This window comes from Streptomyces sp. NPDC102360 (assembly GCF_044766085.1).
Classification (GTDB): domain Bacteria; phylum Actinomycetota; class Actinomycetes; order Streptomycetales; family Streptomycetaceae; genus Streptomyces.
Map to the genome: position 1 here is coordinate 161,227 of NZ_JBIWLG010000014.1, position 11,785 is coordinate 173,011.

The following is an 11,785-nucleotide window of genomic DNA, read 5'->3' on the forward strand; positions in this document are numbered from 1 at the left end:
GTTCATCACGCCATGCGCAAGCACACGCTCACCACCGTCGCCGCCGCCACCGGTGCTCTCGCCCTCGCCGCGACCCTGACCGGCTGCGGCGGCGGCTCCACCGCGTCCGACGAGAAGACCGTCACCGTCTACAGCGCCGACGGCCTCAAGGGCGAGAACGGCGACGGCTGGTACGACAAGGTCTTCAAGGACTTCACCAAGAAGACCGGTATCAAGGTCAATTACGTGGAGGGCGGCTCCGGCGAGATGGTGCAGCGCGCCGTCCGCGAGAAGGTCAACACCCAGGCCGACGTACTCGTCACGCTGCCGCCGTTCATCCAACAGGCCGACGAAAAGGGGCTGTTGGCGAAGTACGCACCCAAGGGCTCGGACCAGGTCGACGGCGCCGACAAGGCGGCGAACGGCACCTGGACGTCCGTCGTGAACAACTACTTCGGCTTCATCCACAACACGAAGGAGCTGAAGACCCCGCCCACCACCTGGGAGCAGCTCCTCGACGCCACGTACAAGAACAAGCTCCAGTACTCCACGCCCGGCATCGCGGGCGACGGCACCGCCCTGCTGGTCAAGGCCATGCACGACTTCGGCGGCAAGGAGCAGGCAATGGCCTACCTGAAGAAGCTCCAGGCCAACAACGTCGGCCCGTCCGCCTCCACCGGCAAGCTCGCGCCCAAGGTCGACAAGGGCGAACTCCTCGTCGCCAACGGGGACGTGCAGATGAACTACGCCCAGTCCAAGGACATGCCCAATCTCGGCATCTGGTTCCCGAAGAAGGGCTCCGGGAAGCCGACCTCCTTCGCCCTGCCGTACGCGGGCGGCCTCGTGAAGAACGCCCCGCACACCGCCAACGGCAAGAAGCTCCTGGACTTCATGCTCGACGCGAAGCAGCAGAAGCAGGTCAGCTCCGTCGGCGGCGGCTTCTCACCGCGCGCCGATGTGAAGGCCACCGACGACAGCGCCGTCGAACTCGCCAAGGTCATGGACGGCGTGCAGATCTTCGAGCCGGACTGGAACGACGTCGCCAAGAACCTCCAGACGTACGTGGACGACTGGAAGACGGCGACCGGCAGCTGAGAGGCAGCACCGGCCGCCGGCGTACGTTCCTCAGATCAGGTCGACGAGGTCCGCGATCGAGTCGGCCACCGTGGTCGGCCGGAACGGGAAGCGGTCGATGTCCGACGTGCTGGTCAGCCCGGTCAGGACGAGATACGTCGTCATCCCGGCCTCAAGGCCCGCCAGCACGTCCGTGTCCATCCGGTCGCCGATCATGGCGCTGGACTCCGAGTGCGCCCCGATGGCATTGAGCCCGGTCCGCATCATCAGCGGATTCGGCTTCCCTACGAAGTACGGGTCCTTGCCGGTCGCCTTGGTGATCAGCGCCGCCACCGAGCCCGTCGCCGGCAGCACGCCCTCCGTCGAGGGGCCGGTGTTGTCGGGGTTGGTGGCGATGAACCGGGCCCCGCCGTTGATCAGCCGGATCGCCTTGGTGAGCGCCTCGAACGAATACGTCCGGGTCTCCCCGAGGATCACGAAGTCGGGGTCCGAGTCGCTGAGGATGTAGCCGACCTCGTGCAGCGCCGTCGTCAGACCCGCCTCGCCGATCACGTACGCCGTGCCGTTCGGCCGCTGGCTGTGGACGAACCGGGCGGTGGCGAGCGCGGAGGTCCAGATGTTCTCGATCGGGACTTCCAGGCCGATGCGGTTCAGACGGGCGTGCAGGTCACGGGCCGTGTACATGGAATTGTTCGTCAGGACGAGGAACGGCTTGCCGGAGTCCCGCAGCTTCTTGATGAACGCGTCCGCGCCCGGGATCGGCACCCCCTCGTGCATGAGGACGCCGTCCATGTCGGTCAGCCACGATTCGATGGGCTTGGGCTCTGCCATGTGTGCGGACTCCTCGGCGCTCGATCGACTGACTGACTGCCATCGTATGCACCTGCCCCGTCACGTGTGACCTGCCACTGGAGCCTCTCGGGATGCGGAACGCGGCCACAAGCGTGAGCCTGACTGGAGGAGGTTCACGATGCGTGCAGGACTGCTTGCTGTCGGTATCGCGGGGGCGGCCGTCCTGGTGACCGCACCGGCCGCCGCGGCCCAGGCGGCCGAAGGGGGCGGAACGATCACCGTCACCCCGCGGTCCGCTCCCGCGGGCGCCGAGGTCGACCTGCGGGTGATCGGCTGCGACGGTGTCACCGGCAGCGCCAGTTCCGCGGCCTTCGTGTCACCGGCCCGGCTCGCGCCCTCCGCCGACGACCCCACGCTGTTCGCGGAGGCCCGCGTGAAGTCCTCCGCCGTGCCCGAGGCCTACCCGGTCTCGGTGACCTGCGACGGCGTCGAAGGCAAGGTCACCGGCACCCTCCGGGTCCTCGACGGATCCGCCGCGGGCGCCTCGCCCGCACCGTCCCCGACCGCCCCCGTGCACGCGGGCGGCGGCGGCACCGCCGAACGGCAGGCCCTCGCCGTCCACCGGGCCCCCGCGGCCGCGCCCAGCGAGGGCCCCGGCACCCGGCACGCCCTCATCGGCCTGGGCCTCGCCGCGGTCGCCGCCGTCGCCGTGGCCGTCCGCAGCGTGCGCCGCCGCAGGTCGCCCGGTTCGCCGACGAGGCGCTGAACCCGCCATGAGCGACCGGTCGCAAGGGGCCGGGCGGCTCCTCACGGGGGTCGCCTGGGTGGTGCTGCTGCTCGGCCTGTGGCTGTGGGGCCACGGCGCCACCGACCTCAACCTGTCCTCGCCGACGACCGGGGACGCGGCCGCCGTCGGCCGCCCATCGGACGTCGACCTGCCGGCCGCCCGCCGGCCGGTCGAGGGTGCGGAGCCGCGCCGCGTCGACATTCCGGCGCTGCGCGTCCAGGCACCCGTCGTGGCCCGCGGCCTGGACGGGAGCGGCGCCATCGACCCGCCGCCGTACGCGCGGGCCGGCGTCGTCGGCTGGTACGGCGACGGGGTCAAGCCGGGGGAGCGCGGCACCTCGCTGTTCGTCGGGCACGTCGACACCGAGAGTAGACCTGCCGTCTTCTACCACCTCAGCGAGGCCGAGCCCGGCGACACGGTGCGCGTGACGCGGGCCGACGGCTCCGTCGCGGAGTTCACCGTCGACGACGTCCGGGTGTTCTCCCGCGCGGACTTCGACCCGGCCAAGGCGTACGGGCCGCACAGCTCCGAGCGCGCGGAACTCCGCCTGATCACCTGCGGCGGCAGCTTCGACAAGGCCACGGGTACGTACTCCGCGAACGTCATCGTGTCCGCGTACCTGTCGGACGTGTATCGGTCGGGCGTGGACAGCGCGCCCCAGAAGGCGAGTTGAGTGCCGAGGCCCACCTGGCCCGGCCGGTAGCCGCTCCCCCCGGAGCCGCCGGCCGGGCCGGTCCTCGACCGCGCGGGCGGCGGGCTGCGGGAGGGCCCGGCCTGGCACGGGAGGCATGTGGTGGTCCGTCGATCGGACCGGCCGAGGACTGGGGCCGCTCATCACGACTTTAGAGCGCCTGGGCGGATCGGCACAGGGTGCGGTCGAGGGTTCACGGAGAGTCGGGCCTGACCCGCTCGTCGGGCAGGGTGCGGCGGATCACGGCGCGCGCGACCTGGTCGAGCGGCAGCCGGTTCGAGCGTGCGTACCGTCTCAGGGCCGTGAACGCCGCGTCCGGAGCGGTCGCCCAGCGCTCGGCGAGCATGCCCTTCGCCTGCTCGATCCGCACCCGGCTGGCCAGCGCCACGCCCAGCTGCTCGGTCAGGTCCTGGTACCGGGCCTGCACACAGTGATTGTGCAGCCCGGTGGTGGCCGCGTCGGCGAGCACCTGGGCGATCGCGAACTCGCCCTCGTACGCCGATGGTTCGGTCTGGAAGACCGCGAGCTCCCCCACCAGATCGTCGGCTCCGCGCAGCGGAACCGCGTAGGCGGAGGCGATCCCGCGGCGGCGGGCGATCGCCGTGAACGCGGGCCAGCGCGCCACGGTCGTCGCGGAGTCCAGGCTCACGGGGGCCACCGCCCGGCCGGTGCGCAGGGTGTCGTGCGCCGGGCTCGCGGGACTGTCCGGGGCCACCAACTCCCGTACAACCTCGCGGTATTGGCCCCGGTGGCTGGCCGGGGCGGGGCAGTACGGGCGGGCGAGGAGCACGCCCGCGCCCAGGGCGCCGAGCAGGTCCACGCAGTGTTCGGTCAGGCGGCGCAGATAGCGCGGCGGGTCGAAAGTGTCACGGAAGATCTCCGCATACTCCAGCAGGGCAACTGCCAGGCGCAGTTCACTCGTCTCACCGGACAAGTCGCGCCCCCTTTCACCCCGCGTATCGGAGTGTTCCTGGTCGCCGCCTACCCGAGCAGTGCCCGCTGTAACAGGTCCTTGACAAGCGGCGTACGCGCTCGTGGCGCGACAGGGGCGTATGCCACGATTGAGAGCCAGACAGTGCACCCAAGGGGGAGTGGATGTACCGGAAACTGAGGGCTGGAGCGGTCGTCGTGGGGGCGGCGCTGCTCGTGACGGCCTGTTCATCCGGCAGCGGGGACGACAACGAGGGGGACGAGTCGACGGGGCCGGTGAAGCAGCAGCCCAAGGGCGCCGACCCGTTCTGGGTGAACCCCGACAGCAAGGCGGCGAAGGCGGTCGCGGCGCTCGCGAAGGACGGCAAGGACGGCGAGGCCGCGAAGGTCCGCAAGATCGCCGAACAGCCCAGCGGCGAATGGCTGTTGCCGGAGAACGCGGAGGACCAGGCACGCGGCTTCACCGAGGCCGCCGAGAAGGCGAACAGGGACGCGCTGCTGGTCGTCTACAACATCCCGCACCGCGACTGCGGCCAGTACTCGGGCGGCGGAGCGGCGGACGGCAACGCGTACCGGGAGTTCATCGACCGGGTCGCCGCGGGCATCGGGGACCGCCCCGCGACGGTGATCCTGGAGCCGGACGCGGTGCAGCACATGGTGGACAACTGCACGCCGGAGCAGTTCCACGAGGAGCGCTACGACCTGCTCAAGGGCGCCATCGCGAAGTTCAAGTCGCTGAAGGACACGAAGGTCTACCTCGACGCGGGCAACGCGGGCTGGGGCAAGCCCGACCAGATCTACGAGCCGCTGAAACGGTCGGGCGTCGACCAGGCCGACGGCTTCTCGGTCAACGTGTCGAACTTCTACACCACCGAGGAGTCGGTCAAGTACGGCAAGGAGCTCTCGGCGAAGATCGGCAACAAGCCGTTCGTGGTCGACACGAGCCGCAACGGCAACGGGCCGTACACGGGCGGCGCCGCGGACGAACGCTGGTGCAACCCGCCGGGCCGCGCCCTCGGCGAGGAACCGACCACCAAGACCGGCGACCCCCAGGTCAAGGCCTACCTCTGGGTCAAACGCCCCGGCGAATCCGACGGCACGTGCAAGGGGGGTCCGAAGGCGGGGGAGTGGTGGGGCGAGTATGCGCTGAAGCTGGCCGGGTGAATTCAAGCCCCTGCGGCGTTTGAGCAGCATCTTTTAAGCCCCTGCGGCGATTGAGCAGGCGGCTCCCGGGCCGAACCGGGGGGGGGGGGGGGCCCCCCCCCCCCCCCCCGGGGCGGGGGCGGGCGGGGGGGGGGGGCGGCGGGGTCACGCCCCCCCGCGGGGGGCTTTCCCCCCCACATGCCCCGCCCCGCCGGCGCCCCCCCCCGCGGCTCCCGGGCCGAACCCCGGGGCTCTGCCCCGGACCCCGCGCCTCAAACGCCGGCGGGGCTGGAAAGGCCTGCTCAAACGCCGCAGGGGCTTGATCGGCCTACGGCACTCGCACCCACTGCGCCTTGCTGGGCGTCCCCTCGTCATCCGTGACGAACAGCATGTACCACCCCGACTCCACCAGCGACCGACTTCCCGGCACGGACACCGTCACCGAGTCGGCCGACTTCTTCAGATCGAGCGCGATCGACGTCTGGTCCACATCCGTCACATGCGTCGACGCACTTGGCCGAATCAACCGAGCCGTCTTGATGGACGACGCGTGCTCCGTCTTGTACGTCGCCGAGCCGCCACGCCGGATCGTCTTCTGACCGCCCTCCAGGGACGGCCGTGAGTCCCGGTACAGATACGGCGGCGTGTACATCTCGATGCGCTGCTCGAACGTGCCCGGCTTGGTGTTCGCCTTGTCCGCGTAGAGCGAGTCCGAGCCGAAGAACAGCACCCGTCCGTCGGGCAGCAGCAGCGACCCCGAGTGGTAGTTGCGGCCCACGTTCGGGTCGGCGACCTTCTTGAGCGTGTTCTTCTTCGTGTCGTAGAGCCTGGCCTCGAGGATGTTGGTGTCGCCGCGCCCGCGGTAGTCCTCCGAGCCCCCGGAGACGAGAACCGAGTCGTCGGGCAGGATCGAGGCCTGCGGGTACCGGGTCCCCTTGTCCAGCTTCGGACCGTCCACGAACTTCGGGTTCGTGTCCTTCAGGTCGACGAGCCGGGTCTTCTTGCTGGAGAGTTTGGACTCGCCGACGCCACCGCCGCCGATCACCATGTACTTCTGGTCCTGCGCGGGCGGCAGTTCGACGGTATTGGCCGTCTCCAGCCTGTCCGGGTCGGAAAGCCCGGGAATCTTCTGGAACTTATTGGTCGTCAGATCCCAAATACCGGGCTTGCGGCCGACGTTGTCGGGTCCGTAACCCGCATTCGCGCCCGAGTAGAAGATCTTCCCGTTCTCCATCTGGAACAGCGCGGGATACGTCGGGAACTGGCGGACGTCCTTCAGATACGTCCACTTCTTCGTCTTCGGGTCGTAGACCTCGTTCTTGCCCGGGACCAGCTGCCCGATCTCGTCGAGCCCGGACACGGAGAGGACCTTGCCGTCGGAGAGCGTGGTCAGCGTCGGGTACCAGCGCGCCTCGTTCATCGGGTCGACCTTGATGTACTTCTCGGCGACCGGGTCGAACTCGTAACTGTCCCTGATCCCCTGGAAGTCCTTCTTGTCCAGGGCGAGCTTCTGTGCGATGCCGTACACATTGCGCGCGTCCTGGCCGGTCAGACCCTGCACCCGGTAGTTGTCCTGGGTGCCGGTCTCGTACTTGGCGCCGCGCCGCTGCGCTTCCACGTACACCCGGCCGAGGCCCGGCTCATTGCGCAGGAACCGGCCGGTCGCCTTGTCGAAGACCTTCTTGGCGCGCTCGACCGTGATGTTGTCCTTGGCGACGAACGACTTGCCGTTCTCCTTGCCGGTGAAGACCGTGCCCGCCTTGATGGTCCTGGGCGCGTCCGGGTCCTCGTTGTGCACGATCATCAGGCCGCCGGCCTTGGTGACGTCGCCCTTGAGTTTCTCGTAGCGCTTGGTGCCGCCCGCGATCAGCAGATTGCCGTTGGCCAGCTGCGTATGTCCCGTGCAGAACAGGTCGGTCGGCGTGGGAATCTTCTTGATGGTCTTCTTCACCGGGTCGTAGATCCGGGTGTCGAACTTCTTCGCGTCGAAGTTCTTCTGGTTGTTCCCCGACCCGGCGACGAGCAGGATCTTCCCGGTGTGCAACAGCGCCGCGTGAATCGTGTTCAGGCGCATGTCCTGGGGGAAATCGATGACGTCCCAGTGCCCGTTCTCGGCCTTGTACTCCGGTTTGTTGATCTTGTACTCGTGATACTTGGCCGACCCGAAGCGGTACAGCCAGGGTCCGTTCATCCCGGCCAGCGCCAGGACCACCACCGTGCCGATGACTATGCGCCGGGCACGGCGGCGGCTCGCACCGTCTTTCACTTGTTGTGTCCCCCCAGGGAAATCTGTGTGGTCTGTTCGTTGCCCCAGTCCACCCGCGTGCCCCCGTCATGCGGCTGGGCGGCCCAACTGGGCTTCTGCTGGGGCGCGGTGTGCGCCGCCCGCGCGGGCGCCGCCCGCTCCGACTGCTCGGGGGGCTCCTGCTGCGGGGTCTGCGCGGGCGGCTTCGGCTTCTTCTTCTCCTGGCGGAGCATGTAGCGCCACGCGAACATCGGGGCCGCGGTGATCAGCAGGGCGAAGCAGGCCCAGGTGATCATCGCCGGGTGGGAGTGGCCGAAGTAGAAGCCGGCACCGATCGAGCCGCCGAAGATCAGGATGAAGTACCAGTGGTAGCGGAAGGTCCCGAACCAGCGGTCGGGGCTCGCCGAATCGCCCTTGGGGGTCACCACGAACTTGCTCTTGCGGCGCAGCACGGCGTCGAAGAGCGCCTTCGCGTACAGCGGCGCCGACAGTGCGGACATCACCATGCCGGCCACACCGCCCGAGCCCTCCGGCTCGTGCGGCGAGACGTTGTGCCGACGGTTCCAGATGTAGAGGCCGATCTGCAGCGCCGAGGCGTTGCCGTACAGCATCAGCCAGACCGTCGGGTCGATGTTCACACCCGAGGCGCCGAGACCCAGGAACAGCGCACAACTCAGCGCCGCCAGGATCCAGTTCATGGCGGCCATCGGGTAGAAGATGATCATCATCGTGTAGTTGAAGAGCTTGCTCGGCGGGAGCGTGAAGAAGCCCTTCCAGTACTGCTTGAGGATCGTCTCGTAGGTACCACGTGACCAGCGCATCTGCTGCGTGAAGAAGTCCGTCCAGGCGCTGGGGCCCTCGCCGACCGCGAGCACGTCCGGCGTGTATACGGAACGCCACTTCTTGCCGGTGGAGGGGTTGCGGTGCCGGTGGATCTCGAAGCCGGTCGCCATGTCCTCCGTGATGGAGTCGTACAGGCCGCCGATCTGCTTGAGCGCGCTGATGCGCACGGCGTTGGACGTGCCGACGAACATGGGTGAGCCGTAGCGGTTGCCGGCCCGCTGGATCAGCGCGTGGAAGAGGAACTGCTGCGACTCGGCGGCCTTGGTGATGAAGTTGTCGTAGTTGCCGTAGACCTGGGGGCCGATCACGAACCCCACGTCGGGGTCGCGGAAGAAGCCGAGCATCCGCTCCAGGTAGTTGGGCAGCGGGACGTGGTCGGTGTCGACGGAGGCGAAGTACTCGTACTCGTCCCCGTGCGCGTCCAGCCAGGCGTTGTAGTTGCCGTGCTTGGTCTTGGCGCGGTGCGGGCCCTTCGGCTGGTTCCACTTCTCAACTCCCTTGCGGGAGAAGTGGTGTACGCCGAGCCGCTCGCAGACCTCCTTGACCTCGGGGTCGTCGCCCTCGTCGAGCAGCCAGACGTGCAGCAGGCCCCGGTGGCGCAGCTTCACGGCCGCCTCCAGGGTCTTCGTCACCATCTCGAGCGGCTCCTTGCCGGGCACGAACGAGGTGAGGAACGCGACGCGGGTGCCGGTCTCCGGCACGACCGGGATCGGGTCGCGGGCGACCAGCGTCGCGTGCGCGTTCGACAGCACGTTCATGCAGCGGAAGAACTCGATGAGCCCGATCGCCACCAGCATCACGATGTCGAGTGCGGGCAGGAAGTCGTAGGCGGGGTAGTCCCGTTCGGTCCAGTGCGCGGGCTGGAGCAGCCAGAACAGCAGGACGAGCGAGAGCAGCGGGGCCGCGCCCAGCATCAGCGCGGCGCGGATCCTGTGTGGCTCCTGTGAGAGCAGCGAGCGGTAGCGCACCTTGTACGGCTTGTTCGGATCGGGCTGGGTCAGTGGCCCGGCGAGCCGGCTGTAGTGCTCGTAGTCGTAGCGCGGCAACGATTTCCTGATGCGCCGGAAACCACCCGTGCGGTGCGGTGGCACTCGCAGCTGGGTCGTCTCGGACGGGTCGAATTCCCGCTCTGGCCGGGCGCCCGTCGGCGTCGACGTCATGAGTCATCCCCCCGCACGCGTCACCGCGTGGTCGTCGGTCCTGCGCCCGGGAACGGGCCCCCTGACCGTGCCCCCGGACGTATCACTGGCGGGCCACCGTCCCACCCTTACCTATTTACATAAGACTGGTACGGCGGCCTTCCGGTTGCATGATGCCCCCCTCGACATCGCTTCATGAGCGGGGCCCCCTCCCCGCGTGCTCCGCAACCGGCTCGGGCCCGGTGTGACACGGTGCCCATTTCAACTGCCTTGTACCGTAAGCATCTTGGGAGCCAATGGCTCCATGACAGAGTGCTGTGACCCGGTTCATGATCGCAAGGCCGATACGCAGCGAAACGTGCGGTTTACGCCCCGGCCTCTTGCCTCCGGCCCGCGCGACCTCATCCGCCGAACCGGCGTTGCGGCCTCGGGGCTCCGCCCCGGACCCCGCGCCTCAATCGCCGGCGGGGCTTGAATGCGAAAGGCCCCCCGCCGTAGCGAGAGGCCTTCGTTTCTGTGCGCCATCAGGGACTCGAACCCCGGACACGCGGATTAAGAGTCCGCTGCTCTAACCAACTGAGCTAATGGCGCCGGTTGACTCGCACAACTTTACCCGACCCTCTGGGGTGCCTTTGACCACTCGACACGCCGGGAGGAAGGGTGAAATCTGGCGATTTCAATCATTCAGACCGTCAACATGCGATTTGCCGGGACAGTTGAGACGCTTCCAGCGTGCGGAATCGAGGCTCGTTATTCCAAAGTCCGGCACCGGAGTGTGAGGGGAATCGCATGGAGCGGATGGAGCACGGGGACACGGCGGAGCCGATGGGCGCCCCGGTCTTCGAGGACGTCGACCCGGCCGAGGACTGCGACTGCGCGGGCTGCGCCGAGTGGCGGCGCGCGATGCCGGGCCCGGTGCGGACCAAGGCGGGGGCCCGGCACGCCCTGGTCCTCGCCGCCGCCGCGGGCACCGTCATCGGCGGCCTCCAGACCACCCCGGCGGCCGCGGCCGAACACCACGAGGCCAGGCCACTGACCCCGCCCCCGGGCGACGGGGCCGGCGCGACACCGCAGGGCGGCAGCGGTCCACTGCACGGAGCACCCGCCCCGGCCGCCGGATCCGTGTCGATGGTCCAGTCCACGACGCTGCGCAAGACCTCCCGGACCGCGATCCTCGACCGCGCCAGGAAGTGGGTCGAGGCCAAGGTCCCGTACAACATGAACAAGTACTGGAAGGACGGCTACCGCCAGGACTGCTCGGGCTTCGTGTCCATGGCCTGGGGGCTGCCGGGCAACGAGTGGACCGGCTCCCTCGCCCAGTACGGCACCCGGATCACCAAGGCGCAGCTGCAACCCGGCGACATGCTGCTCTTCCACAACCCGGCCGACCCGGAGAAGGGTTCGCACGTCACGATCTTCGGCGGCTGGACGGACGCGTCCCGCACCCGGTACATCGCGTACGAGCAGACCAAGCCGGGCACGCGGGTGCAGTCCACCCCGTACGCGTACTGGAGTCACTCGAGCAGCTACCGCGCGTACCGGTACAGGGCGGTCTCGGGCGGCAGTTCGGGTTCTGGTGCGTCGACGACGAAGTTCCCCGGCGCCAAGTACTTCGGCCCCGGCAAGAACAACGCGCACGTGACGCGGCTCGGCAAGATGCTCGTCGAGCGGGGCGGCAAGCGGTTCTACCGGGTCGGGCCGGGACCGCGATGGAGCGAGGCCGACCGCAAGGCCACGCGCGCGTTCCAGCGTGCGCAGGGCTGGCGCGGCTCGGCGGCGGACGGCATCCCGGGGCCCACGACCTGGTCGTATCTGTCGACCGGGCAGGGGCGGAGCATCCCGTCCGCCGGGAGCGGGAGCGGGAGCGGGAGCGGGAGTGGCGGCGCCGAGCGGACCGGGGCCTCCGGCTTCCCCGGTAAGGCGAAGTTCCGGCCCGGCGCGGAGAACTCCGACGTCACGCGGCTCGGCAAGCAGCTCGTGAAGAAAGGATTCGGCAAGTTCTACCGCCATGGCCCGGGACCGCGTTGGAGCGAGGCGGACCGGCGCAACGTCGAGGCCTTCCAGCGGGCCCAGGGCTGGCGCGGCAAGGCGGCCGACGGCTACCCCGGCCCCGAGACCTGGCGCCGGCTGTTCTCGTGACGACCGAAACAGCCGAGGGGCGT

Annotated in this window: 9 protein-coding genes and 1 tRNA gene; 5 read left to right on the forward strand and 5 right to left on the reverse strand. The window is 69.0% G+C overall.

Translation table 11 applies throughout. The features are described from left to right. Positions 1-12 precede the first annotated feature (12 nt). The gene (locus ACIRHA_RS37280) at positions 13-1,074 is read left to right on the forward strand and encodes a 2-aminoethylphosphonate ABC transporter substrate-binding protein (RefSeq protein ID WP_403855208.1); all 1,062 of its coding nucleotides are present in this window, start codon (positions 13-15) and stop codon (positions 1,072-1,074) included. A gap of 30 nt (positions 1,075-1,104) precedes the next feature. Here the strand turns inward: ACIRHA_RS37280 and ACIRHA_RS37285 are convergent, their stop codons facing one another. Then, the gene (locus ACIRHA_RS37285; protein WP_403855210.1) at positions 1,105-1,884 is read right to left on the reverse strand and encodes an HAD-IIA family hydrolase; all 780 of its coding nucleotides are present in this window, start codon (positions 1,882-1,884) and stop codon (positions 1,105-1,107) included. A 139-nt stretch (positions 1,885-2,023) separates the two neighbouring features. Between ACIRHA_RS37285 and ACIRHA_RS37290 the strand changes: the two genes are divergently transcribed. Both ACIRHA_RS37290 and ACIRHA_RS37295 read left to right on the forward strand, forming a co-directional pair. Then, positions 2,024-2,611: a hypothetical protein gene (locus ACIRHA_RS37290; RefSeq protein WP_403855212.1), complete on the forward strand. Its 588-nt coding sequence runs from the start codon at positions 2,024-2,026 to the stop codon at positions 2,609-2,611. 7 nt (positions 2,612-2,618) lie between these two features. Beyond that, positions 2,619-3,305 carry a class F sortase gene (locus ACIRHA_RS37295; RefSeq protein ID WP_403855214.1) on the forward strand — a complete coding sequence of 229 codons (687 nt, stop codon included), beginning with the start codon at positions 2,619-2,621 and terminating at the stop codon, positions 3,303-3,305. A 211-nt stretch (positions 3,306-3,516) separates the two neighbouring features. Here the strand turns inward: ACIRHA_RS37295 and ACIRHA_RS37300 are convergent, their stop codons facing one another. After that, positions 3,517-4,257 carry a GAF and ANTAR domain-containing protein gene (locus tag ACIRHA_RS37300; protein WP_403855216.1) on the reverse strand — a complete coding sequence of 247 codons (741 nt, stop codon included), beginning with the start codon at positions 4,255-4,257 and terminating at the stop codon, positions 3,517-3,519. Between the two features lie 161 nt (positions 4,258-4,418). On the opposite strand from ACIRHA_RS37300, the gene ACIRHA_RS37305 reads away from it, so the two are divergent. Then, positions 4,419-5,417, forward strand: a complete 999-nt coding sequence (locus tag ACIRHA_RS37305; RefSeq protein ID WP_403855218.1) for a glycoside hydrolase family 6 protein — start codon at positions 4,419-4,421, stop codon at positions 5,415-5,417. A gap of 307 nt (positions 5,418-5,724) precedes the next feature. Here ACIRHA_RS37305 and ACIRHA_RS37310 read toward each other — a convergent pair whose 3' ends face one another. From ACIRHA_RS37310 to ACIRHA_RS37320, 3 genes are all read right to left on the reverse strand, one after another. Further along, positions 5,725-7,662: a galactose oxidase-like domain-containing protein gene (locus tag ACIRHA_RS37310; RefSeq protein ID WP_403855220.1), complete on the reverse strand. Its 1,938-nt coding sequence runs from the start codon at positions 7,660-7,662 to the stop codon at positions 5,725-5,727. Beyond that, positions 7,659-9,644: a glycosyltransferase family 2 protein gene (locus ACIRHA_RS37315; protein ID WP_403855222.1), complete on the reverse strand. Its 1,986-nt coding sequence runs from the start codon at positions 9,642-9,644 to the stop codon at positions 7,659-7,661. Before ACIRHA_RS37315 ends, ACIRHA_RS37310 begins: the two co-directional genes overlap by 4 nt. 496 nt (positions 9,645-10,140) lie before the next feature. Then, positions 10,141-10,214: transfer RNA gene (locus ACIRHA_RS37320), tRNA-Lys, on the reverse strand. 234 nt (positions 10,215-10,448) lie between these two features. Between ACIRHA_RS37320 and ACIRHA_RS37325 the strand changes: the two genes are divergently transcribed. Then, positions 10,449-11,762, forward strand: coding sequence for a peptidoglycan-binding protein (locus ACIRHA_RS37325; protein ID WP_403855350.1), 1,314 nt, complete (start codon positions 10,449-10,451; stop codon positions 11,760-11,762). Positions 11,763-11,785: the final 23 nt, after the last annotated feature.